Below are 25451 nucleotides of genomic sequence, written 5' to 3'. Positions count from 1 at the left end.
ATTAATCAGGTCTATTTTCCAGGCCTTCATTCATCGTTTATACAGAATTTTAGTTTTTCGATAAGAAATGCATGTTTAAAACGATAAAAGAAAATACTTGGAATGGAGCCTGGAAAAACCTTTCATGCACCTTGTTGAGGGGTTTAAAACTGGTTTTGGAATAAAATCAATTTATTATTAAGCGGGGGTAATAAAAAAATGTATTCTTCAATTGCTGAATTTCTCGAGGATTGGAATCAGGAAGCTGTCCTTACTCAAAACGTATTAGATGCTTTAACAAATAGTTCCTTACAGCAAGAAGTTTCTTCCGAAGACAGGACATTAGGGAGAATAGCCTGGCATATTGTGACAAGTACACCTGGGATGTTAAGTGAGTTTGGAATTAAGGTTTCGCAAGTTGAAAACGCTGATACGGTTCCACAATCAGCAAAGGAAATAGCAGGGACATTTAGGAAAGTAAGCACAGACCTAGCCCACTCTGTGAAGGAACAATGGACGGACGACTCACTTACAGAAAAGGTGAATGCATTCGGTATGTCAATGGCTAAAGCTGCTACGCTATCACTTATTGTCAAACACATCATTCATCATCGCGGGCAAATGACCGTCCTTATGCGTCAGGCTGGAGAAAAAATTCCTAATCTTTATGGACCGGCCAGAGAAGGCTGGGCACAAATAGGAATGGATGCCCCTGCTATTTGAAAGATAGCCAAGGCACTATCATCGTGCCTTTTTTCTTTGTATTCTTTTTAAGTAACAGATAGGATATTTGCTGTATCGCTGTACCCTGGATTCTGGGAAATTTACCAATGTCATATAATTGGAAATAGAAAAGCGTGAAATCCCATTGTGTTGAAATAATAAGGTTAAAATGTTTAATAGGAAATACAATACGTTTAACGAAAGAGGGATAGTATGAAACTGTCAGGGAATACAGTACTTATTACAGGCGGGGCAGCAGGAATCGGATTTGCTTTTGCCGAGAGGTTCATAAATGCAGGAAATAAAGTCATTGTCTGCGGGAGACGGGAAACAAAGCTTCAGGAAGCTAAGGGAAAATATCCTGAGCTGATTACACGTGTTTGTGATGTCACCATAGAATCTGATCGGATTGCATTATTCGACTGGGTAACGAGCGAGCACCCGGATGTGAACGTACTTGTAAACAACGCAGGCATTCAGCAGCGTTACCATATTCTTAAAGCGAACGCGAAGGAAGATTGGAGTTATTACAGTCAAGAATTAGCTTCCAACATTGAGGCCCCATTTCATTTTTCCATGCTATTTGCTCCATACTTTGCCAAAAAAGACTATGCCGCTATCCTTAATGTATCATCCGGTTTAGCCTTTACGCCAATGGCGATTGCGCCGATTTATTCAGCTACGAAAGCGGCAGTTCATTCATTTACGATGAGCTTAAGGCATCAGCTTGAAGATACGGCCATTGAGGTGATTGAAATTGCGCCGCCGGCCGTTAATACTGACCTAGGCGGAGCAGGCCTGCATACTTTTGGCACCCCTATCGATGAATTTGCCGATTCAATATTTAAAGGACTTGAAGCAGGGAAAATCGAAATTGGATACGCACGTGCTGAAAAAGCAATAAGGATGTCCCGAGATGAAATTGATGAGTCAGTAAAGGCAATGTACGCCAATATGAAAAACACAATTCTATAAACAATAAGGAATCATTTTTTTAATTAAGATGTGTAAATAAAGTACATGAAAATTTTACGTTATGCTGAATAGACACCCTCAATCAAACAAGGCAAAATAAACAACAATCTTATAATAGTGATCGTAAGTAGTTAGTATAATCTGACTGTTTTATGGGCACTAATTGAGATACTATGATATTTTTAGAGGGTGTTTTGCTTGAAAAAAGGAAATAAAAATTTATATATTTCAGGATTGATTCTTGGGTTGGGATTACTAGGCGCAATAGATGGGATTGTTTTTCATCAGTTGCTGCAATGGCACCATGTGGTCCTTAGCCCTAATATCAAACTAGAGATTTTCACTGATGGAATATTTACCGCTTTATTTTCTGCATTGCTGATATGGGGTGGAGTGAAAATCTTTCAGGATGCCAGGAAAAATGAAATAGGGGATAGCTGGAAAATATTCCTGGGTGGCATATTTGTAGGTGGCGGTACATTCAATCTAGTGGAAGGAATTATTAATCACCACATATTGAAAGTCCATCGAGTGAAACCATTAGCAGATAATCCGTTAATATATGACTTAGCATTTTTGGCTATTGGGCTTCTGCTTGTGATTATCGGTTTAATGATTAAACGGCTTGAAACGAATGCATAAGGGGAACTTTTAATATGAAAAAGCTAAGGAGTTTTTTGGTATTAATCATTCCATTCTTAGTATTCCTTTTTTATTTTGGCTGTTTTCGTAAACTATGTTGTTATGCCAAGAAAAGCGGTGGTTTATTCAATTTAGGAATAAGCGGACTCTGCGAAAAAGCTGGATTACAGGATAGACCCCTTGGAAGTAAAAAATAAGCGGAAGTTTTCCCGTTATTTGCAAAATTAAGCCTAAATAGTAAAAAATAAGCGGAGTTTTTTCCGTTATTCAATGAAAAGCACCCGATTTTAGCAGTTTAAAATCAAATAAGGGAAATTCCTCCGTCTATTTCAGCTAATTAACATCCAATTCCCTAAATAATAGGAATTTCTACCTCTATTTTTTGAACGAATCTTAAAAAGGGAGCAAAAAGCAACAATCTTTTAGAAAAGAGCCTTTATTTTACAAACCAAAACGATCACAACCATATTTCTGTCAATTCATCACACGCAGTCCATGATAATGTAGAAATTCCTGAAGGATATGATGTTCCTTCTGTAAAAGCTTTTGTTTCCCAAGATAAATCTAACACATGGTTTTTGGAAATTCAGACAGAAAATTTTAAATTTAACCCTAAAAAGGCAGGGGACCATTTACCAAGTTATAATGAAGGTCATGCTCATTTATACATAAATGGGGAGAAAGTTAATCGGTTATATGGAAAGTATTATTATTTAGGTACTTTGAAACAAGGAAAAAACGAAATTAAAGTTTCTCTAAATTCTAATAATCACGGGACTTTACTATATAACGGAAAAAAGATTGAAGATAGTACGGTTGTTGATGTTGCTAATTAACATAACGAAGACTTGATGGTATTTCGAGAAATGCCTCAAATTTGGGTAAAGAGATCGTTCATGTAAACTGCTTCTACGTGCCCACCCATCCCAAATTTCCCAGCTTCGGAACGTAACCCCTTTCTACGTGACCACCCCATTCCATTTTTTCCCTTTCGGTCAAGTAGACCACTTCTACATGCCCATTTCATTCTAATTCTTCCGTTTTCGGTCAAGTAGACTGCTTCTACGTGCCCATCCCATTTAAGAAGTAAACGACATATCCTAAATAGGCTCAATTGGACATAAAACCCTACATACAATATGTAATGAAATACAATTGATCAATGAAAAGCCGCATAATTTCACTCAGGGGAATGAATTGAGGTGAAAAAATGGAATTTAAAAGGGATGAGGATGTTTTGAATGACTGTGTTCAGCCATTTTGTGCACAAACAACTGATTTAGCACCTCTATTTGCTGCAGAAGCTTACGATAATGTAGAAAAGAAAATAAAAGAAATACGTCTAGAAAGTTATCGTGGAAAATGGGTGATCTTATTTTTTTATGCAAGTGATTTTACTTTTGTTTGACCGACAGAATTGGCAGCGGTCGCTGCTATTTATGATCAACTGAAGGTCTTATCTGCAAATGTACTTGCAATAAGCACAGACAGTGTATATTCCCATAAAGTTTTTACTGAGGTTTCTCCCTCCGCCTCTAAGGTGATTTTTCCACTAATAAGTGACCGATCACATGAAATCAGTAAAGCATATAGAGTCCTAAATGAAAAAACAGGGACTGCATTCAGAGCAACTATTATTATTGATCCAGAAGGAATGATTGTTACAAAATTTGTAAACCCTTTAGAAGTTGGTAGAAATGTTTACGAAATTTTAAGGGTAATTCAAGGGATACAATATGGCAGAAGGACAGGAGAAGGAATACCTGCTAATTGGGTTTCAGGGCAGCCTGGAATTATTAGGGATCCAAAATACATTGGAAGGATTTAAATTGTTTAAAAAGCAAAAAGATGAAAAATGCAGAGCAAATAGCTGTCATTATTGGGAGCGGGAAACCAATGTAATGCATTCTATTAATCTTGTAAAATCGTTCATCAAGAGAAGCTATTAAACAACCACATTCATATTCATCCTCGCTTCCATTTAAAGGCGAGGAATTTTTTTATGCTTAAATAAGGAAAGAAAATAGTATTCCAAAAAACTATAATGATGTACAGCAAAATTTATATATAGGAAAATCGTTCGTAGATAGTTTGGCTTAAGTCCATTGCCTATACAATACAGAAGCCTAAACAATTCAAAAAGTATCGATTTACAATAACTTAACCATTTATTAACTTTTTTCCTGTTTCTTCTCCACCATATTCCAAATTACAATGGAATCAAACTGAAATTGAGGTGAAAATAATGGATGAAGAAAAAGCGTATTTAGGAATAGTGATCATAATGGCCTATTTGAGGGATTATATTTGCAGCTTCACTTTTTTTAATGTATTTATTCTACTTTTTAACTCTCCTTATAATATGCCTGCCATTGTTATTATTTGTGCTGTGCTGTCTGTAATTCCTGCATATAGAGAATTTGAAGAAAGAAGGAATAATGGATGATGTTCTGATTATTGGTCTTGTAGTATCATTTTTCGAATTGAAGAAGATGAATGGACAAAAACGACCCCATTTAACACGACTTTACCAAACGGGAAAACCTGTAAAAGTTTTAATTAGTGTGAGGAGTTTAGTTAAAATTGATTCAATTGACATAAATTGATATTTAACCCATATATTCAATCCCCCAATTCTCTTAGACGCCATTAATTATAGGAGATTCTTTTCCACCTTTCAAATGTAAAGTCATTTCTCTAGGACAAGCTTTTTTTACTAACATGTTCCTCTATATAGTCACTTCATTCATTTCAAAAATGTGTTAATTACATTACTCAAAACTTTTTACTACATATTGCAAATGAAATGACAAAGTCAACAATGGCTGCCACTGTATTATTGGTAACCCGTAAAATAAATAGGTTACCCGCTACATAACTAACAATAGCTATTACAGCTGAAATGGCTAGGATATCTGAAGCTCTAGATCCCAGCCCAACGCACAATAATGCCCATTACAACTGCAGCTGTAATAAACTTCATAGCAATTCTTAAAATATACCTTAATTCATTCTTACACCTCCATTTTTTTGATATACACTAAGGAAAATGGAAAATTTAGGAGGCACAATTGGATGCTGATGAAAGTTATAAATTTAATGGGAGTGAGTTAAACAAAAAGCCTAAATCAATGATTACTTAGTAATGATCGATTCGGGCTTTTCATTTTATGCTTTTTTGTACTTTTATTTATTTAACTAAATGGAATGGTTAGCCTCCAGTATAAACACTTTCACATGTTCCGGGTTTTGGTTCATAATAACAATGATTTTTATATTGACCGGCAAATGGTTGACCATACCAGGTGGAAGGGCAGGGAGCATATGGATTAAAGTACCAAAGAGCATATTTTCCTGGGTGTTCTCTCCAATACTCTAAATTTTTCTTCGCTAATCGTTTTTCAGAAGTTCTTGCTCTTTGATAAAATACATTCCCTTTTTGAACCGCTTCAAAGGAATAATTTCCTCCTTGAACTTGAAAAATCACTTGGGAGATTGATCTTAAACCTTTAAAGTCAGAGCAATCTGCTTTTAGACGATTAACAATTACATTTCCAACATATAACATTCCTTGTTTTCCTTCACCTTCAGCTTCAGCTCTCATCATCCTTGCCATTAAGTTAACGTCCGAACTTCGGTAATTTACCCTCGGCATTTTTTCACCCCCAAAGTATAAGTATGAAAAAAAGCCTAAATAGATGTAGACTTTTTCCAAAATAGCATGCGAAGTACCGCAAAAAATACAAATGATTGGAGCAGTAATACCGGGCACCAACAATTTTTCGTTAAGATTAATGTTCCAGCACCAGTATGACCAGTTGATCACCCTCATCCAGCATTAGTTTATCTTTAAATGTAACAGGTACGATACCCCCATTTTTCTTCTTGATACATAATGGAGTTCCGTTTACTGTCAGATCTTCCTTTTGAATCGACTTCTTCTCATTTATCTCCATATTTTTCATCGTATACCCAGTGTTGATCTTTTTGTTTAATTCTTTAAACGTTTCATCTTCCCCAAAAAGAAGATTCGCTTTGATAGAAGGGGGAAGTTCATTAGAATTTAGTTTGTTTTTTCCAACAGGAAGAGCAAATATATTTTGATATCCAAATTCAGGGATATAAGACTGACAAACTAACGCATTGTAGGCGGCATCTCCCGTCATCGATAAAATCATTTCATAGGGAGTCATGTCAATCTCAAATTCGCTATGTTCAGACAGGATTTCCCCATGGTAAGTATCAATCTCTAACTTTCTTGCAGGTAACAAGCGATCGTAGGATGTATCTGTAATGAGGACCGGTGTACCCATTTGCTTTAAATGATCACCAAAAGCAACCGAAAAGCTGCTGGCTCCAACCAAGATTAAACCTGAAGATTCTGTATTGGCCAAGCCCAGCTTTCGTGCGATCGGTCCAATAGAAAATCCGTGAGCACAGACAGTTATAAAAACCAATGCTAAAGTTAAGGAAGTTAGTATAGCTGCGTTTTGATAACCATCCGCAACCAGCTGGTCAGCAAAATAGCCTGAAACGGTCAATGCGACAATTCCTCTTGGAGCAATCCAGCCGACAAGCATTTTTTCCTGTATAGTTAATTCAGTTCCAAAGGTTGAAATCCAAATGGACAATGGTCGGACAAGAAACAGCATGGCCAAAACAAAGCAAAGAATCGGCCAGGTGAAAATCTCTGAAATCCTTTCTTTCGTTAATGATGCTGTGAGTAAAATAAATACAGTTGAAGTGAGCATCACGGAGAGGTTCTCCATAAAGTGGCCAATGCTCCCAATGGAATGAATATACTTCTTTGTCCGTGCCAAAGTAAGCCCCATAACCGTTACAGCAAGCATACCTGTTTCATGCATGATTACTTCGCCGATGATAAAGCACACGAATACGAAACAAATAATAATGGGGGATTTAAGATATTCAGGAAATATTCCTTTACTCACCAGAAAACTGACCAGAATCCCAATAATTAACCCAGCAAAAATCGCTGCCAGCGAGTCAACAAAGAATGGAACAAAATCACTATAGTGGAAGGTTTCAATAGAGGTTATTCTGATAATCCAGTAAGCAAACAAAGCGAGCAGGGGACCAATTGGGTCAACAATGATACCTTCCCATTTTAATACTGAAGCGACTCTTGGTTTTAATTTTGCCTGCCTTAATAATGGGATGATGACGGTAGGTCCCGTAACGACAAATAAGCCGCCGATGATAAAGGAAATTTCAAGACTGAGACCTGCGATATAGTGAGCTGCTAATGAACCGCCAATCCAGGCTATGAATGCACCCAAGGTTACAATTCGGAAAACAGATTTTGAAATCCCCTTCAGTTCTCGTATATCAAGGCTTGTACTGCCCTCAAATAAAATCATAGCAACTGCAAGGGAGATAATAGGGCTATAAAGATTTCCTAACGCTTCTTGTGGATTGATATTTCCTAATATTGGACCAATTAATAGTCCGGCTATTGACATAATGACAATGGACGGCCATTGTATCCGCCATGCAAGCCACTGTGAAAAAATACCAATTCCAATGACAACAACAATGCTGATTAAAGCAAATTCTTGATTAATGTAGTTCACCTTCTTTTCGTTACAGTCAAAGTAAGGTTAGTATTCCCAAAAATGACGAAAAGCATGAAACAGTCATTGGCATTAGCGGATTTCCACTAATATACATGCTAATTTGAAAGAATCATATCTGCCATCATTTTTTATAAAAAATTCAAACAAAAAAACCCTTTGAAAAATGAAATAATTATGGTTTAATAAGAATAGTCTGATAATTATAAAATTTATTTCCAAAAGGGGTGATAAAAAGTAAATTTAGTTTTATTTTTTATTAATTTAGAAACGCTGTTGCTTATTGCGAAACATTAGGTTAATAGTGGATGCCTGTCACCTGATATAGAATTAACGACTATTAACTGGCTTCGTATTTTTAAGACGGTAAGATTTTTTTACAAAATCTAAAACGCTGTTGCGTGATAACAAACATGTGTATTTATAGAAACGGTGTTGCGTAATGGCAAACAATTATAAGGGGGAAATTGAACGATGACACATTACGAAAAAGTGGGAAATCTTCAGGTTGCTTCTGAACTTTATGAATTTATTAATCATGAAGTACTGCCGGAAAGCAGGGTAGAAGAAAGCAGGTTTTGGGGTGGATTTGAACAATTAATTAAGGATTTGACACCTAAGAACCGCGAACTGCTAGCTGTCCGTGATGAAATCCAAATGAAGATTAACGAGTGGCATAAGCAAAATCAACAATTTGATTTTAACCAATATAAAACATTTTTACAGCAGATCGGATATTTGGAGCCAGAGGTGGAGGATTTTCAAATTACTACTAACAATGTCGATGATGAAATTTCCCTCCAGGCCGGTCCACAGCTGGTGGTGCCTGTAAATAATGCGCGCTACGCTATTAACGCAGCTAATGCCCGATGGGGAAGTCTTTACGATGCCCTTTATGGAACTGATGCCATTAGTGAAGAAGATGGTGCCCATCGAAGCGGAAGTTATAATCCTGTCCGCGGGGAGAAGGTAATCAATTTTGCAAGGGAATTTCTAGATCATGCTGCACCATTAGAAAATGCATCCCACAAGGAGGCTTTATGCTATCAAGTTGTTGAAGGGAAATTGTCAGTTTCCCTTCAAAATGGTCAAATAACTGGTTTAGAAGATGAGTCGAAATTGAAGGGTTATAAGGGGGAAGCTGCTGACCCGTCAGCCGTTTTATTGAAAAATAATAGTCTTCATTTCGAAATTCAGCTTGATCGAGAACACCCTATTGGTAAAGCAGATGCTGCGGGTATAAAGGATATCTTGATGGAAGCGGCTGTGACAACTATTATGGATTGCGAGGATTCGGTTGCAGCAGTCGATGCGGAGGATAAGGTGCTTGTATACCGTAATTGGCTGGGGTTGATGAAAGGTGACTTATCAGCTGTTTTTGCCAAAGGCAATAGAACGATAACGCGCACGTTAAATCCCGACCGCTGTTATACCATGCCGGATGGACAAAAATTAACATTGTCTGGTCGTTCCCTTATGTTTGTCAGGAATGTCGGACATTTAATGACAAATACTGCCATCCTTGACCAAAACGGGGAAGAGGTTCAGGAAGGGATCTTGGATGCTGTTATTACTAGTTTAATTGCCAAGCACACGTTACTTGGAAATGGTCAATATCAAAACACATCAAAAGGCTCTATTTATATCGTAAAACCAAAAATGCACGGTTCGAAAGAGACGGCTTTTGCCAACGAATTATTTAATAGGGTGGAAGATTTGATTGGCCTGGAACGAAATACATTAAAAATCGGTGTTATGGATGAGGAACGCCGGACTTCACTAAACTTAAAAGCATGTATTAAAGAAGTCAGTGAACGTGTTGTATTTATTAATACAGGTTTCTTAGACCGGACAGGAGACGAAATCCACACTTCTATGGAAGCCGGCCCGATGATCCGCAAGAATGAAATGAAAGGTTCCACATGGCTTCAGAGCTATGAGGAATCGAATGTTAGTGCTGGTTTAGCAGCTGGATTCCAATCCAGGGCCCAGATTGGAAAAGGAATGTGGGCAATGCCTGATAGGATGGCTGACATGCTAGAGCAAAAAATCGGTCAGCTAAAAACCGGGGCCACAACTGCCTGGGTACCGTCGCCAACAGCTGCAACGCTTCATGCCTTGCATTATCATGAAATTAACACAGCCAAGATACAGGAGGAAAAGCTGAATGAGATGAAGGATTTCACAGATGCCATTTTGGAAATCCCTGCAGCCTATAATTCCAATTGGAATCCTGATGAGATTCAAGAAGAGCTGGACAATAATGCGCAAGGAATTTTGGGATATGTGGTCCGCTGGGTTGAACAAGGTATTGGCTGCTCTAAGGTACCGGATATCAACAACGTTGGATTAATGGAAGATAGGGCAACATTAAGAATTTCCAGCCAGCATATTGCGAATTGGCTGCACCACGGGATAACAACAAAGGCACAGGTATTGGAGACATTAAAGCGTATGGCCAAAGTTGTCGATGAACAAAATGCCGGTGATTCCGCTTACCGCCCAATGGCTCCTGATTACGATCGCTCCGTAGCCTTCCAAGCGGCGTGCGACCTTGTTTTCTTAGGTGTTGACCAGCCTAACGGTTATACTGAACCAATATTACATCGCCGCCGGATTGAGGCAAAGGCAAAAATGACAGTGAGCAAATAATAACACGAAATCGATATTTTTTAGAAGATAATTCGAATCTAGAAGTTCATTTTAACAAGGGTATTGGAAGGAGGGAAATGATTTGAAGTTTGCCAGGTTTAGTGCGAATGGAAAAATAAGTTTGGGAGTCCTAGATAAAGGGACAATCAGAGAAATAGATGGGGATATATTTGGGGAATGGAACTACACAGGAAATGAATTTTATAAAGATCAAGTTCGGTTTCTCGCACCGCTTAAGCCGAATCAAATTATTGGTATCGGGGCTAATTATGTGGCTCAAGTGGAAGACCTGCCAGAGGAATTACCTGATATCCCTGTTTTCTTTTTAAAACCAATTTCCTCAGTTATTGGACCGGATGAAAAGATTGTGATTCCAAATGAGATTAGCCAGGTGAAATTTGAATCAGAATTGGCAGTAGTTATTGGGAAAGAAGTAAAGAATGTCCCTGAATCAGATGTACTAGATTATGTGTTCGGCTATACGGTAGGAAATGATGTAACAGCACCACAATTTTTTCACCCAAATGGACACTGGACAATTGGTAAATCGTTTGATACGTTTACCCCATTAGGTCCGGTGATTGAAACAGACCTGGATCCTCATCAAATTAGAGTGGAAGCAAGGCTTAATGGAGTGGAAAAGCAAAATAGCGGAACAGAATTAATGATCGTTCCGTTACGAAAGATGGTCTCATATCTTACCTATGTGATGACCCTTCAACCAGGGGATGTTATTTTAACAGGGAGTCCTTTAGGAGCAGAAATGGTAGATGCGGAGGACAGCATTGAATGTGAAATTAAAGAAATCGGGACACTTAAGAATACGTTTATACATGAAAGGGCAATTGAAAACATCCGATAAACTGGATATTGGTACTAAGACTCGAGATGTTATAATGAAAGAGTCCAAAAAGTAATATATTCAAATAGTCGTTTAACACCCTCACTGGTAAAGTGAGGGTGTTTCAAAATGGAGGTGAATCTTTTTGACAAGAGAAAATATGGTGAAATCTGTCAGCAGAGCATTGGATATTATCCATATTGTTGGATTAAACCGGGATGGAATCGGAGTTACGGAAATTTCCAATCAAATGGACATTAATAAAAGTTCTGTTTATCGAATTCTATCCACATTAGTTCAGTACGGGTATATGGAACAGGATCCAGAAACCGGCCGTTATAAGCTGGGATATAAATTTTTAGATATCAGTTCCAAACTGCTTGATTCAATTGACCTGAGATCGGAAGCAAAACCGTTTTTACGTGAGTTAGAACAGGAGACAAATGAGGTTATTCATCTTGTAGTATTTGACCGTGGCGAAGTGGTTTACATAGAAAAACTGGAAGGAAATGAAACCTTAAGGATGCATTCAAAGGTTGGAAAAAGGGCTCCCATGCATTGCACTTCAGTGGGAAAAGCCATCATGTCTCATTTACCAACAAGTGTGGTTTTAGAAATACTAGAACGTAAGGGAATGCCGAAGCATACCGACAAGACGATTACTGACCAGGATTCTTTGCTTAAGGAATTGATGAAAGTGAAACAAAAAGGCTATGCGCTGGATATGGAAGAAAATGAATATGGAATTCGCTGTATTGCTGCTCCAATATTTGATCATGCAGGCAATGTATGTGCATCCATCAGCATCTCGGGACCCGCATTTAGGATGACGGATGAGCGGCTTGGATTGCTTTCACATAAAATGATAGAAGTAGGAAACCGGATCTCTTTAAGACTAGGATTTACGGGTTCCATCCAGTAATGGATAAAAAAGGCCTTTAGATACCACTTGTAAAACTTCTAAAATGAAGGGTTACGGTGGTTTTTTACTTATAAAGCTAGCAGGTTCATTCATCTATTAAAAATATAGTAATGGGATAGAGAATTTATTCAGCTGATTAGTGGCACCAATCCATATTTATATTAAATATATAGGAGTTAAAATATTCAAAAAATATTGACAACTAGGCGAAATAGGTATAAATTATAAATTACATAATAACTTATTTCATATAAGGTTATAAAGTTATAACATTATAAAAAGGAGAAAATATGAAAATTGATAAAAATAGCCATGTTCCTTTTTATCGGCAGGTTGAACAGGTGCTGGAAAAGAAAATCACTTCGAAACAATGGGAAGTGGGCTATCAGCTGCCTGCTGAACAGGAACTAGCTGAAATATTCGATGTCAGCACCATTACCGTCAAACGGGCTGTAATAGAGCTCGTCAATAAGGGATACCTCTATAGGCAGAGAGGAAAAGGAACATTTGTATCCGGTTCCACAAAAGAGCGTGATATAACCGCCTTTTTTACACTAACAACAGATAATGAAGAACATCCCCACGAATTAATCAGTTTTTCAATAGAAGATGCGAATAATGAAATTGTGAAGAAACTAGTATTACCGCCTAAAGCTAAAATCTTCAAAATACATCGTGTAAAGATTGAAAATGATGTGCCCATCATGCTTGAATATACCTATCTTCCATATGAAATATGCCCCACTCTTACAACAGATGATATCAACAATGACCTAATTTACAATATTCTGCAAAAAAAATATCAGGTTTCTTTAGACAAGGTAAAAGTATTCATTAAGCCTTATGTTGTAAAGGATGAAGAAGCAGAAAGGCTCCAGGTCGAATCCGGTACCCCTGTTTTTAAATGGGAGAGATTTACCTATACACACCAAGGAGACATCGTAGAATATTCCACATTTATCGACCGCCCAGACAAAACGATCTACTATACAGAAACTCATTTTTAACTTATAAAGTTATAATATTATATCCTCAAAGTTTATAAAATTATATTTTTTAAAATCAGATATCAGAAAATTCAAAATAAAATATTGCGAATTTTTAAATGATTAAAAAGGAGTGAAACCCAAATTTGGAAGACCTATTAAAAGGAGGAAAAGTGATGAAAAGGAAAACACTGCTTATTGGAATCATTTGTTTAATGCTAGTTGTTGTATCAGCTTGCAGTAGTAATGAAACAAGCAGTACTTCAAAAGAATCAAATGGTAAAGACAGCAAAACCTTGGTGTTAGCTGCTTATGGGGGAAGTTATGAGAAAAAATTTAAGGAAATCGTTATTCCTAAATTTGAGAAGGAATTTGGTGTAAAGGTTAAGTATATTACTGGTAGTTCTGTCGACACCGTTTCAAAACTGCAAGCACAAAAGGATAATCCTGAGATTGATGTAGCTTTTATTGACGACGGTCCTCAAGCCCAGGCAAAATCATTTGGTCTGCTGGCGCCGTTAGATGAAAAAATTGTCACCAACTTGGCAAATGTCTATGACATTGCAAAAGACAAGGATCAAGTCGGGGTCGGTTTTGGTATTGTCTCTACAGGACTTGCCTATAGCAAAGAGGCATTTGAAAAAAACAATTGGGAACCCCCTACATCCTGGAATGATTTAGCCGATTCAAAATTTAAAGGAAAACTCGTTTTACCGTCTATTTCAAATACTTACGGGGTTCATTTGCTGATTATGGCTGCCAAAACAAATGGAGGAGATGAAAAAAATATCGAACCTGGGTTTGAAAAACTAAAAGAAATGTCTAAGAATGCGGTGACTTTCGATAAGACCGCGGATGTATCCAATTACTTCATGCAGGGCCAGACAGTCGCAAGTGCTTGGGGCAGCAGCCGGGTATTTACCCTAAAAGATACTGGATTTCCAATTGAATTTGTCATCCCAAAAGAAGGTGCTCCGGCCCTAATGTTAACGGCAAACGTAGTGAAGAATGCTCCACATGAAGAGCTGGCTCAAAAATTTGTAAATTATATTTTAAGTGAAGAAGTTCAAAAAGAATTTGCCTTATCAGTATTTGATGGTCCTGTTAATAAGAATGTGAAATTAAGCGGCGATATTACTGAGAAAATTCCATATGGGGATGAGCAAATTTCAAAGCTAATAAAAGTGGACTGGGAATATGTGAATCAAAAACGTGCTGAATGGACAGAGAGAGCAAATAAAGAAATAGAAGTTGCCCACTAAAAAGAGGTGAAATGATGAGCTATCTGTGCCTTGAAAATGTAGTAAAGACGTTTAACAAAACAGAGGTAGTAAAAAAGATGAATCTTGAGATAGAGAAAGGGGAGCTTGTCTCCTTTCTTGGTCCATCGGGATGCGGCAAGACCACAACTCTCAATATGATTGCTGGGTTTCTAGAAGTAGACGGGGGAAAGATTGTGGTGGACGGAAAACCAGTCCACCTGCTTCCTCCCAATAAAAGAGAGATGGGCATGGTTTTTCAAAACTATGCTCTCTTCCCTCACATGACTGTGTTCGATAATGTGGCCTACGGGTTGAAGCTGCGCAAGGTTAGTAAAGCTGAAATTAATCAACGTGTTTTAGAGGCGCTTGAAATGGTCCGGTTATCGGGGTATGAAAAACGTTATCCAAAGGAACTTTCCGGCGGCCAGCAGCAGCGTGTCTCATTAGCAAGAGCTCTTGTCATTAAGCCTAAAGTGCTGCTTCTTGATGAGCCATTAAGCAATCTTGATGCCAAGCTGAGGCAGGAAATGCGTGAAGAAATTGTAGGGATTCAAAAAAAAGTAGGGATTACTACCATATTTGTAACACATGATCAGGAAGAAGCGCTGGCTATTTCAGACCGGGTTGCGGTTATGTACGAGGGAAGGATAGAACAGGTGGATACACCTGCAGCTATTTATAACCACCCGCAAACAGATTTTGTTTCACGGTTTATCGGAGAGGTAAACCATATTCAGGCTGAAGTAATGGAATCGAATGATGATCAACCATGTAAGGTGTCCTTTGATGGATATCAGCAAGTATTATCCCATCATGTTCCAAAGGGTGTCTTAAGCGAATTTTACCTAAGACCTGAAAAAATTCAAATTAATTTAGAGAATAACCAAGGGCTAAAAGTCTTAGTGGAAAGAAAAATGTTCCTAGGTTCAAAAACCCGATACATTTTTCTAAACAACAATCAATATTTATTTGCTGATATTTCTAATACGGTATTCAATCCAGATCAAATAAAAGAGGGACAAGAGGTCTTAGCTGTTTGGAATCCAGAAGATTTATTACCTGTTAAAAAGTGAGGTGAATTCGAATGCAGGCTGACATGGAAATAAAACAGGAACAAGAACTCTTATATGAGCAGAAGAAAAAGAAATCAACACGGAAAAAGCTTGATTCGTGGTTATTGCTGCTGCCAACGCTCGCCATTTTTATCTTTTTCTTTGTGCTTCCATTATTTTTTCTTTTTATCACGAGCTTTAAGACTTTTGATGCCTCAAGCGGGATTGGCAATGATTGGACCCTTCAAAATTATGTGAAGTTTCTTACTGATACATTTTACCTTGGAGTTTTATGGAGGACAGTAAAAATCGGCCTAATCACGACATTGGCTGCGATTGCCATCTCTTATCCAGTTGCCTATCAAATGACAATTGCAAAGGGCAGGACAAAAAATTATTTAACCCTTTTAGTATTATCTCCGTTATTGATCAGCATGGTTATCCGTTGTTACGGCTGGGTTATATTGCTGGGCAATAATGGAGTCATAAATAATGCCTTAGTGAAGCTGGGATTGATTGATCAACCTCTTACATTATTATATACGGAATTCAGTGTTGTAATTGGAATGGTTCACGTTTTATTTCCATACATGGTGTTAAGCATTATGGGATCCCTTGAAAGAATTGACCCTAGTGTCATCCGTGCATCACAAAATCTAGGTGCAAGCCCAATTAGAACATTCTTTTCGGTCGTTTTACCATTAACACTTCCTGGGATTTTTGCAGGTTCTGTAATGGTGTTCAGTTTGGCAGTAAGTTCATTTGTTACACCTGCCATTCTTGGAGGTCCTCAGGTGAAGCTCATGTCCTTTCTTACTTATGAGCAGGTAACTACCATGCTGAATTGGCCATATGGATCGGCAATCGGCTTCCTATTAATCTTTATTGCCACCATTACCATCATTGTTTATAGCAAACTACTGGCGAAATCTGAAAAAGGGGTGGCCATCCAATGAGAAAGAAATTACCTAAATTCAGCCTACATTTCTTCTGCCTCTTGGTCTACATTTTCCTGGCTGCTCCAATTGTAGTGGTTTTATTATCATCATTGACGACTACCGATTATATCGTGTTTCCGCCTAAAGGTATTACTTTCAAATGGTATGCGGAGTTAGTCAATCATCCCGAATTTATGCAGTCCTTTACATTAAGTATTATTGTTGCATTCGGAACTTCGATTATCGCAACCATTATCGGAACCATGGCATCCATTGCTGTGGTTAGATATGAATTTAAAGGGAAGTCAGTAATTACCCAATTAGTCGGGTCGCCCTTGTTAATACCATCAGTTGTATTTGGGGTTGCCTTGCTGCAATTTTATTCCTGGATTGGCATCGCTGCGAGCCCAATTGCTCTTGTTATTGGACATATCATTTTAACGATTCCTTTTGTAATGCGGTTAGTCGTTGCGAGTTTAGTAGGATTCGACCGTTCCATAGAGCAGGCTGCCATGAATTTAGGGGCAGGGAGCTTAAGAGTATTCTTCCAAATTACTTTGCCCATAATCAAATCCGGCGTAATTGCAGGGGCTATTTTCGCTTTCATTACTTCTTTCGATGATCTGACTGTTGCCTTATTTATTGTCAGCACCGATGTGGTTACACTGCCAGTTCGAATTTACACCTATATGCAATATCAATATGATCCGATTATTACATCTATATCCAGTATCATGATTTTACTAACGGTTGTTCTAATGGTCGTGATTGAAAGGGTATTGGGAGTCGGAAAAGTATTTGCATCGAAAAATTAATAAGAAGGTGTTTTTATGCATATTAAACATCATCCTGTGTTAGGGAAAAAACTTCAAAACCCAGTAACCATCTATTTTAATGATCAGCCGTATACAGCCTATGAACAGCAGACTGTTGCAGCCGCATTAATGGCAAATGATATTAAACGATTAGGTTCGAGCAGAAACCTTGTCCAGCCAAGAGGTTTATTTTGCACACGAGGGAGATGCTGCAGCTGCTATGCGACGGTAAATGGTGAAAATCATGTTCGTACCTGTATGACTAGGGTAGAAGATGGGATGAAAATCTATCCAAATGATGAGGATCCGGAAGTAAGGGGTGAAAGCTGTGGAGACTGATGTTCTGATTATTGGAGCTGGGCCGGCGGGTTTGGCCGCAGCATTTGAAACAGCTTCCAGAGGGTTAGACGTTACAGTAATTGATGAATCATTATCTTTGGGAGGCCAGCTAATTCAACAGACACAGAATCTTTCTTCTTTACCCTCCGATCTATCGCCAATGCGCGGGTTTGAGTTGGCTGCCCATTTAATCAAACAAATAGAAGAATACGATATTCGTTATTTGCTTGGTCACCGTGTTATTGGATTTTACCAAGACGGTACGATTGGGATTACCGATGAGGTGGATGTGTTTCCGGTTAAAACGAAGAAAATGATTGTAGCAACAGGGGCTGCTGAGAATGCAGTTGCCTTTCCAAAATGGACGCTTCCTGGGGTGTTGACCATTGGAGCGGCTCAAACCTTAATTAATCGGGATTTTGTAAAACCTGGTAATGATGCTGTAATTGTTGGTTCTAGTGATTTTGCGATGGATGTTGCGCTCCAGCTATCTGAAGTCGGCGTACAAGTAAAGGGGATAGTCGAAAAAAGTACCGGCGTCCTTTCAAGGAACACAGAAAAAGTAAAGCAGGTTAATAAAATAGGCATTCCTATCTATGTTGACTCCTCTATAGTTGAAGCAAGAGGAATGGGTGCGGTAGAGGAAATTGTTATTAAGCAAGAAGACCGTGTTTTTACTGAAAAAGCAGATTTGGTATGTATAGATGGAGGAAGATCTCCTATTCTAGATATCTTTTACCAATTAGGTACTTCATTTGGTTTTCAAAAAGAATTAGGGGGATGGGTCCCGCAATACAATAAAGATTTTCAAACAGATTGTAAGGATGTATTTTTAGCAGGGAATGCTGCCGGGGTAAGTACTCAGGGGGCTTTAGTCTTAACAGGAAGGCTTGCCGGCATGAATGTGTGTGAAGCCTTGGGTGCTGTCAGTAAGGAAACGGCTGCTGTGGAAAAAAAAGGACTTTGGAAAGAGCTGGAGATTGTCGAAACAAAGTATAATCTTGACATCTGGCATGCTAGAAACCGCCATGTAGATAACTTTACACATCCTGTTTTAAAGGATCAATTTATCTCTTAAGTCAAATAGATGATAGACAGAAGGTGAAGGAAATGGATAAAAGCACGATCATTTGTCGATGTGAAGAAATAAGTTTAGAAGAAATCGAAAAAGTCATTTCGAATGGGGCGAGAACTTTTGATGATATCAAAAGATTAACGCGCTGCGGCATGGGGCCCTGCCAGTCGAAAATATGCAATTGCCTGGTTGCAGCTGCTATTAATGAAAAAACAGGCACACCCTTTCATGAGATTCCGCTGCCTCGAATGAGGATGCCAATAAGTCCGATTAAACTAGATACATTAGCAACCAATAGCACTACTTTCTCCTCTGTGAAATCTGTTTTGGATGAGGTGGAATTAGAGGACGGGAAGGTGAGATAAATGGAAACAAGCTATGAAACGATTATTATCGGAGGCGGTGTGGTAGGAAGCAGTATCGCCTATCATTTGTCTGAGCGAAATAAAGGGGGAATCCTTGTACTCGATAAAAAGTTTCCATTATCAGGCACATCCGGATCAACCCAAGCATGGGTATGGGTTCATAACAAGACACCTTCCTGGTATGCTGAATTCAGTATGTATAGTGCGGAACTTTATCCATATTTATCAAAGAAAATTGGCGATGTGGAGTATAAGCGAACAGGAGGCCTGTCACCATTCTTTAATGAGGCAGACCGAGAAAAAGCATTACTGCTTGCAAAGACTTATGAATCAATCGGGATAAAAATTAAGGTGTTAACACGCGAAGAGGCATTAGAAAAAGAGCCCTCTCTTAATCCAGAAGTAGCTGGGGCGACATATAGTTCTATCGATGGCAATGTGAATCCATTTCGATTAGTCGATCGATACATGAGAGCTGCGAAGAAAAATGGTGTCCAGTATTCAACCTATAATAAGGTAACCGAAATTCAAAAGCTGCCGGGTAAATTTATGGTCGTGTCGCAGAAGGGAACGTTTCAGTGTAAAAATTTAGTCCTTGCAGGAGGTACCTGGTCCAGGGAATTAGGAAAAATGGTGGATATTACAATTCCAATCAACCAATTAAGAGGGCAAATCCTCGTAACTGAGCCCCTTAAACCATTCTTAAATTACACTATTAGCGGTCTCAGACAAGCTTTTAATGGTGAAGTGTTAATAGGATATTCTATGGAAAAGGAAGGATTTAATCGAGCAACAACACTTGAAGTGATGCAAGAAACAGCAAATTTGGCAGTCCATTATGTCCCTTCGTTACGAAAAGCAAAGGTAGTTCGTGCTTTTTCGGGAATTCGTGCGATGCCGGAGGATGGTTTTCCAATTCTAGGGAGAATTCCCGGAGTTGAAAATCTTTTTGTTGCCGCAACACATAGCGGTGTCACACTTTCTCCCCTAATCGGCACGCTCATGACGGAGTTAATTTTAGATGGAGATACGTCTATACCAATTGATCGGTATTCTATTACCAGGTTTAATAACATGGAAACAAAATAATGAAGGAGGGATATAGGTGCCTCATTTATTTATACGGGGAATTTCAGTTGAGCAAGTTAAAACGATAAGTCAACCATTGGTCCAGGAACTGGCTGATGTATGTGCATGCGGTACAGATAACTTTACATTGGAAGTTGTCAATTCTACTTTTGTTTTTGATGGGGGTGAAGTGCCAGGTTACCCATTTATTGAGGTAAAATGGTTTGAAAGAGGTCAAGAAGTACAAGACCAATTTGCTAAAACTGTCACGAAACATGTCCAGTTACTTGAGATTCCGGAGGTGGAACTGGCTTTCAGTACCTTTAGAGAGTCTGATTATTATTTTAATGGGAAGAGTTTTGCAGAGGATTGAATGAAACCTTTTTATATTCCCAATTTTCATTTGCAGCTATAGTAGAAAAAGTAAAAAAGTAAGTGGGGAAAGAACGCAGTTTTTTCTCCGCTTGCTTTTATTTTTTGAAATGAAATGTATTAGTACGAACGTTCACCTTCTTCTCGTTACAGTCAAAGTAAGAATATTTTCCCCAAAATGATGGAAAGCCTCCGAGGTTCTGAGTTAAGCTAAACATACATTCATTAACATATAAAAGTGAGTTGGTAAAAATGAGAGTGATCGGAATTGATCTTTCAGGCCCTAGTAATCATAAGGACACGGTATTAACTGTATTTGAACGGTGTAGCGGTGAATTAAAATTTATCAAACTAATGAGTGATATTGGAGACATGGAAATATTAAATGAAATTTGCAGTCAAAGTCAGCTGGATGAGGTGGTAATTGGAATGGATGCCCCATTATCGTATCAGGATGGCGGGGGAGATAGATCAGGGGATAAAGAGCTTAGGAAGTTTATCGTATCACTAGGGATGAAACCGGGATCCATCATGCCGCCGACATTGAATCGGATGGTCTATCTCACACTCAGGGGGATTAAACTTACCAGGGAGGTTGAAAGACTTCCATGCCGAAATCCAATTTACATTGTGGAAGTACATCCGGGTGCTATTATTGGTTCCAGACTTGCTCGGGAGGATTTGGAGTATGTTCTGTCTTATAAGCAAGATTTTTCTGCCCGAGTATTCATACGAAAATGGTTCAAAGAGCAGAAATTGATAAACCTTCCTGTAATCATACAAAACGAAAGTCATTCCATCGATGCCTGTGCAGCAGCATTAGGTGCATGGCATTGGCAGGATCATGAGTATAAACCAATGTGGCTGTATCCCGCCAATCCTCCTCTTCATCCTTATGATTATTGTTGTTAAGGATTATTAAGAATTAAATTATAGATAAAGGTACATATATGTTAGATAATGTTACGTATTTAGCTGTAGAAGGCAGATCATTCCTTCTACAGCTTTTTTTATGTTAAATAATCTTACACATCAGTAGAAGTGATCGGTATGCTATTGTATCGTATTACTAACAAAAACATTGTGAAAAAGGGGGAATTCAAACCTAATGAGAACATTGTTAGAGTTCTTTTTCCTTTGGTTACTTTATGAACTCAGTGTACACATAAGCTATTTGCTCCCTTTTTCCATTCCTCCCGCACTTATCGGCATGGGAATTTTGCTATTGCTATTTATGACAGGAATTCTTCACCCTAATTCTCTACAACGATCAAGTCAATTGATTAATCGTCATACGTTCTTATTTTTTATCCCTATCATTGTTGGAATTATGCAGTATTGGAAAGTGCTGTTGCATGGAGGATGGTATTTAATGGTGACTATCGTCTTCAGTACGGTTTTCGTTCTAATCTTTACTGGTATGATTTCAGTGATTTTTCGAAAAAGTAGGGAAATCAAATAATGTTAGTTGACATTTTGTTGTGGATTTTTGTAACGATTTTGGTGTATTTCATTAGCGTAAAGCTGCATAAAAGGTTTTCCTATACATGGTGTGGTCCTCTTTTTACCACTTCGGTATTTATCATCTTAATCTTAAAACAAATTCAAATGAAGAGATAAAATGATATAAAAAAATGGTCCATTCCCATAGACAGGATGAACCATCACCGCATTTCCTTTACTGTCATTTTTAAGAAGCTTCCAAAGCCTCAACAACTTTTTCTGCCGTACTTTTACTCGATTGTGGATTTTGCCCCGTAACTAAATTCCCATCTCTGAGCGAATGATCTGTCCATTTTTCAGCAGTAATAAAATTGGCGCCGTTTTCGCGCAACTTGGTTTCTAATAAGAAAGGCATATACTGGTCAAGCTGCATTTCTCTTTCTTCTTCATCTGTAAAGGCTGTCATGCTTTTTCCTTTCACAATTGGAGTACCATCTTTATAAGTTGCATTGACGAACCCTGCAGGACCGTGACAAACAGCTGAAATCACTTTATTTTCCTCGGCAAATTGCTGCAAAACATATTGAAGCGTTTCACTATCGGGAAAATCAAACATTGTTCCATGGCCGCCAGGGAGGAAAATAACATCAAAGCCTTGTGCGTCTTCTTTACTTAGCTTTACCGTATTTTTCAGCTCTGCTTCAGCATCCTTCCAATCAGGTTTTTCGTCAATGCTTTTCGGATCCAGCGCCACTTCGCCTCCGCTAATGCTTGTCACCTTAACATCATAGCCTTTTTCTTTAAACACCAAATAAGGGACAGCAAATTCCTCCAGCCAAAGGCCTGTTTTATGATCATCCGTAATCTTCGTATGGTTAGTTACCACCATTAGAACTCTTTTCGACACATTCCAACCTCCTATGATAGATAATACAAATATAATTTGTACCCCTATTTAAATAATATCCATTAGGATATTTTTGTTCTAGTTATCCAAAAAGTTAGTTTAAAAGAAAATGAATACAATGTGGTATAATATGGAACGGGAGTTGAAATGAATGAACAAAAAAGACATCGCAAATATTCGAAAAGAATTCAAACTAGACAATTATCGTATGAATATTAAAGAAATCTTCAATGTTTATGTAAAGAAGGAATCAGGCGAGATTTACCACCAAGTCTGCAGGCCTTTTCAATTGTTAGATCAGGAAACACAGGAATTGTTTTTGACCAACTTTAAAAAGGTTTTGACAGGCCATCTCGATGCGAAACTATTTGAATTAAAATTCATGCGTGATGTAGAGTACAGTACGCAAATGATTCTTTTTAACGGACTCCAGGCCGAGTCGGCTGATTGGCAGGATAATATGCTGGACATTGTCGGGAAAATATTCGCCTATGCTACATATGAATTTGACACTGTGGTGACCTTCATTCGCGGAGAATACCGAAAACCGACCAAGAAGCGGAATCTTGAATCTGAAGAAGGCGGGGATGATGAGGTTTATTCCAATCAGTTTACACTATGCAGCCTCAATAAAACGGATCTTCCAAAGAAAGCCCTGTTGTTTGATTATATTGAAAAAGAATTTAAGTCCTATAACATCGTCGATCCAATTATTAATCTAGATTCTCCGATGTCCGGTTTCTTGTTCCCTGCATTTAATGACAATGCTGCAGATGTAAACCATATTCTTTACTGTGCTGGGAAAGTGAATCAACCGGATTTTACATTTATTGAGAAGGTACTGGATTGTGAAGACATCATGACTGCCCAGGATGATAAGGACTGCTTTGATTTTATTTTGAAAGAAGTCATCGGGGACCAAGTGGACTCTAAGGTAATTTCAAATGTTTACGAGGAAATTGACCGGGTGGTCCAGGAGAATAATGAAAAAGAAGAGAGTGAAACCCCGACACTGGATCACCATGATATCGAACGGATCTTAACGGTAAGCGGTGTCGAAGATGTCAATCCCGGTAAAGTGGAGCATGCCTTCAAAAGTGTCGTAGCAGACGAAAAACACGAATTCAAAGCAAGCAGTTTAATACCTAAAAATGTAAAAATCAGTACCAAAGTGGCAGAAGTCACCATCAATCCGAAAGATTTAAAAAATGTAAAATACATCACCTATGAAGGAAAACGGTGTTTATTGCTGGAAGTTGATGAAGATGTGGTTGTGGAAGGGTTTAAACTGGAGGAGTCGAAGAGCCTTTAAGAAAGGGCAATATAAAACTTTTCTAGTTAGAATATATTCCAAGAGCACATTTCAATATTATGTAATTTGGAGGGCTTAGGCTGTAAGGAGAAGACCGGATATGTATATCGGTTCAACTAGCAGTAGTGTCTTCACATCTTGTTTGGAAGAGTGTTGATAACAGTATTGATGAGCGTTCGGAGTGTGTAGGTAATTCTTATAGTATAAAATAAATGGTCAGCAACACCAATGATTAATATGCAGGTGGCTGACCATTTTTTCTTCATATTGTTTTCTGTTCGATTTACCCTTTAGAGTTCTCCCTATAATTCAGGCTTTAAAATAATTCTTTTTTCCACCCTTTGATATAGACTCTGTGAAACGATTTCATAGAATCTCAACTTTTTTAAGCAAAATTGAAGGTTTGCAGCTGTTTTTTTTATCAATGTCAGGCATGTTGTGTAATGTTTCAATTTCACATTCGTCATCCGCAATTTCAAAGTTGAAGAGGTTTAATTTTTCGTCCCTCATACATTCCACGGCATATTGAATAATATCCTCCCGCCGGACCCGGCACATCCGGGCGCCATGTTTCTTCCCGCCATATTAGCCCTTTTTAGCAGCGTTCAGAATTTTATTATCAGGGGATTTATCAATTGAACGTACTGATTCACCATATTCAATAATAACATGGTTCTTTTGGTGGAGCATCGATGGAAAGATAGTATTACCTGGTTATATTACTATATCTGAGGGCGATGAAATTGTAATTTAGAGATAATTCTAAGTTCACAACAATAAATTATAATATTAGCATATTAAAATGGAGAAGACGAATAGTGTAAGGAGATGAAAAATTGTCGGGTTAAAAAATATCTCCCTAATGCTGTCGTACATGTTTACATAAAATAAAAGTTATTATTCCAAGTTTTACATCAAAATAAGATGCTATTAGTTAACAGTTTATTATGAAAATTCGCAATATAAAGTATTGACTTACTGTTCAGAAAATGATTTAATGTTATCAAATGGTAGAGCCACCGCACCATGGGTAATATTACACCTAAAAAGTTATTTAGAAAAAGGAGCATTCCTGTTAGAAGGATTTTCGGGGACTTGAACAAAAAGGAGCCCTCTTGGTATGATACGGGGTGTCAAATCGTGGCGAGATGACCCCTAACTTAGTTAACCAAGGAGGACTCCAATAATG

The 25451-nt window shown here is 38.1% G+C and carries 27 protein-coding genes; 23 read left to right on the top strand and 4 right to left on the bottom strand.

Translation table 11 applies throughout. The features are described from left to right. The first annotated feature begins 198 nt into the window (after positions 1–198). From M3183_RS14320 to M3183_RS14290, 7 genes are all read left to right on the top strand, one after another. Positions 199–702, top strand: a complete 504-nt coding sequence (locus M3183_RS14320) for a DinB family protein (protein ID WP_251470757.1) — start codon at positions 199–201, stop codon at positions 700–702. A gap of 213 nt (positions 703–915) precedes the next feature. Then, positions 916–1677 carry an SDR family oxidoreductase gene (locus M3183_RS14315; protein WP_251470756.1) on the top strand — a complete coding sequence of 254 codons (762 nt, stop codon included), beginning with the start codon at positions 916–918 and terminating at the stop codon, positions 1675–1677. A gap of 198 nt (positions 1678–1875) precedes the next feature. After that, positions 1876–2319 carry a DUF2243 domain-containing protein gene (locus M3183_RS14310; protein WP_251470755.1) on the top strand — a complete coding sequence of 148 codons (444 nt, stop codon included), beginning with the start codon at positions 1876–1878 and terminating at the stop codon, positions 2317–2319. A 578-nt stretch (positions 2320–2897) separates the two neighbouring features. After that, the gene (locus M3183_RS14305; RefSeq protein ID WP_251470753.1) at positions 2898–3155 is read left to right on the top strand and encodes a hypothetical protein; all 258 of its coding nucleotides are present in this window, start codon (positions 2898–2900) and stop codon (positions 3153–3155) included. A 374-nt stretch (positions 3156–3529) separates the two neighbouring features. Continuing rightward, positions 3530–4147, top strand: coding sequence for a peroxiredoxin (locus M3183_RS14300; RefSeq protein WP_251470752.1), 618 nt, complete (start codon positions 3530–3532; stop codon positions 4145–4147). After that, the gene (locus M3183_RS14295) at positions 4056–4268 is read left to right on the top strand and encodes a hypothetical protein (RefSeq protein ID WP_251470833.1); all 213 of its coding nucleotides are present in this window, start codon (positions 4056–4058) and stop codon (positions 4266–4268) included. The genes M3183_RS14300 and M3183_RS14295 overlap by 92 nt, the downstream gene beginning before the upstream one ends. 296 nt (positions 4269–4564) lie before the next feature. Then, entirely contained in the window at positions 4565–4765 is a 201-nt protein-coding gene (locus M3183_RS14290) for a hypothetical protein (protein ID WP_251470750.1), read from the top strand. A gap of 329 nt (positions 4766–5094) precedes the next feature. Here M3183_RS14290 and M3183_RS27455 read toward each other — a convergent pair whose 3' ends face one another. From M3183_RS27455 to M3183_RS14280, 3 genes are all read right to left on the bottom strand, one after another. Continuing rightward, entirely contained in the window at positions 5095–5265 is a 171-nt protein-coding gene (locus tag M3183_RS27455) for a DUF2512 family protein (protein ID WP_396953725.1), read from the bottom strand. A gap of 265 nt (positions 5266–5530) precedes the next feature. Continuing rightward, a complete protein-coding gene (locus M3183_RS14285) occupies positions 5531–5974 on the bottom strand; it encodes a cell wall hydrolase (protein ID WP_251470748.1) in 444 nt (147 codons plus the stop codon). Positions 5975–6110: 136 nt separating this feature from the next. After that, a complete protein-coding gene (locus M3183_RS14280; protein ID WP_251470747.1) occupies positions 6111–7913 on the bottom strand; it encodes a cation:proton antiporter in 1803 nt (600 codons plus the stop codon). A gap of 474 nt (positions 7914–8387) precedes the next feature. Here M3183_RS14280 and M3183_RS14275 point away from each other — a divergent pair, with 474 nt between their 5' ends. The 15 genes from M3183_RS14275 (at position 8388) to M3183_RS14205 (ending at position 22062) form a co-directional block, all read left to right on the top strand. Further along, complete coding sequence (locus tag M3183_RS14275; RefSeq protein ID WP_251470745.1) at positions 8388–10565, top strand: malate synthase G; 2178 nt, start codon at positions 8388–8390, stop codon at positions 10563–10565. Between the two features lie 82 nt (positions 10566–10647). Then, on the top strand, positions 10648–11427 hold the full coding sequence (locus M3183_RS14270) for a fumarylacetoacetate hydrolase family protein (protein ID WP_251470744.1): 780 nt from the start codon (positions 10648–10650) through the stop codon (positions 11425–11427). A 124-nt stretch (positions 11428–11551) separates the two neighbouring features. Further along, positions 11552–12328 carry an IclR family transcriptional regulator gene (locus tag M3183_RS14265; protein WP_251470743.1) on the top strand — a complete coding sequence of 259 codons (777 nt, stop codon included), beginning with the start codon at positions 11552–11554 and terminating at the stop codon, positions 12326–12328. Positions 12329–12618: 290 nt separating this feature from the next. Next, positions 12619–13335 carry a GntR family transcriptional regulator gene (locus tag M3183_RS14260; protein ID WP_251470742.1) on the top strand — a complete coding sequence of 239 codons (717 nt, stop codon included), beginning with the start codon at positions 12619–12621 and terminating at the stop codon, positions 13333–13335. Positions 13336–13490: 155 nt separating this feature from the next. Next, positions 13491–14576: an ABC transporter substrate-binding protein gene (locus M3183_RS14255; RefSeq protein ID WP_251470741.1), complete on the top strand. Its 1086-nt coding sequence runs from the start codon at positions 13491–13493 to the stop codon at positions 14574–14576. Between the two features lie 14 nt (positions 14577–14590). Continuing rightward, a complete protein-coding gene (locus tag M3183_RS14250; protein WP_251470832.1) occupies positions 14591–15649 on the top strand; it encodes an ABC transporter ATP-binding protein in 1059 nt (352 codons plus the stop codon). An 11-nt stretch (positions 15650–15660) separates the two neighbouring features. Continuing rightward, positions 15661–16584, top strand: a complete 924-nt coding sequence (locus M3183_RS14245) for an ABC transporter permease (RefSeq protein WP_251470740.1) — start codon at positions 15661–15663, stop codon at positions 16582–16584. Next, a complete protein-coding gene (locus tag M3183_RS14240; RefSeq protein WP_251470739.1) occupies positions 16581–17381 on the top strand; it encodes an ABC transporter permease in 801 nt (266 codons plus the stop codon). The genes M3183_RS14245 and M3183_RS14240 overlap by 4 nt, the downstream gene beginning before the upstream one ends. A gap of 15 nt (positions 17382–17396) precedes the next feature. Then, a complete protein-coding gene (locus M3183_RS14235; RefSeq protein WP_251470738.1) occupies positions 17397–17720 on the top strand; it encodes a (2Fe-2S)-binding protein in 324 nt (107 codons plus the stop codon). Then, positions 17710–18798, top strand: a complete 1089-nt coding sequence (locus M3183_RS14230) for an NAD(P)/FAD-dependent oxidoreductase (RefSeq protein ID WP_251470737.1) — start codon at positions 17710–17712, stop codon at positions 18796–18798. Before M3183_RS14235 ends, M3183_RS14230 begins: the two co-directional genes overlap by 11 nt. Before the next feature lie 32 nt (positions 18799–18830). Beyond that, positions 18831–19160, top strand: a complete 330-nt coding sequence (locus M3183_RS14225; RefSeq protein WP_251470736.1) for a (2Fe-2S)-binding protein — start codon at positions 18831–18833, stop codon at positions 19158–19160. Further along, the gene (locus M3183_RS14220; RefSeq protein WP_251470735.1) at positions 19161–20249 is read left to right on the top strand and encodes an NAD(P)/FAD-dependent oxidoreductase; all 1089 of its coding nucleotides are present in this window, start codon (positions 19161–19163) and stop codon (positions 20247–20249) included. It begins immediately after the preceding gene. A gap of 16 nt (positions 20250–20265) precedes the next feature. After that, positions 20266–20601, top strand: coding sequence for a DUF1904 family protein (locus tag M3183_RS14215; RefSeq protein ID WP_251470734.1), 336 nt, complete (start codon positions 20266–20268; stop codon positions 20599–20601). 251 nt (positions 20602–20852) lie between these two features. After that, a complete protein-coding gene (locus M3183_RS14210; protein WP_251470733.1) occupies positions 20853–21512 on the top strand; it encodes a DUF429 domain-containing protein in 660 nt (219 codons plus the stop codon). 196 nt (positions 21513–21708) lie between these two features. After that, entirely contained in the window at positions 21709–22062 is a 354-nt protein-coding gene (locus M3183_RS14205) for a CidA/LrgA family protein (protein WP_251470732.1), read from the top strand. 228 nt (positions 22063–22290) lie between these two features. On the opposite strand, the gene M3183_RS14200 is transcribed toward M3183_RS14205, so the two are convergent. After that, positions 22291–22950 carry a type 1 glutamine amidotransferase domain-containing protein gene (locus tag M3183_RS14200; protein ID WP_251470731.1) on the bottom strand — a complete coding sequence of 220 codons (660 nt, stop codon included), beginning with the start codon at positions 22948–22950 and terminating at the stop codon, positions 22291–22293. A 151-nt stretch (positions 22951–23101) separates the two neighbouring features. On the opposite strand from M3183_RS14200, the gene M3183_RS14195 reads away from it, so the two are divergent. Next, on the top strand, positions 23102–24262 hold the full coding sequence (locus tag M3183_RS14195) for a DUF4317 domain-containing protein (RefSeq protein WP_251470730.1): 1161 nt from the start codon (positions 23102–23104) through the stop codon (positions 24260–24262). Positions 24263–25451 lie beyond the last annotated feature (1189 nt).

Source organism: Neobacillus mesonae (assembly GCF_023715155.1).
In the GTDB taxonomy this organism is placed as follows: domain Bacteria; phylum Bacillota; class Bacilli; order Bacillales; family Cytobacillaceae; genus Neobacillus; species Neobacillus mesonae_A.
The sequence above is the reverse complement of the archived record's forward strand: the minus strand, read 5'-3'. Positions and strand labels throughout refer to the sequence as shown.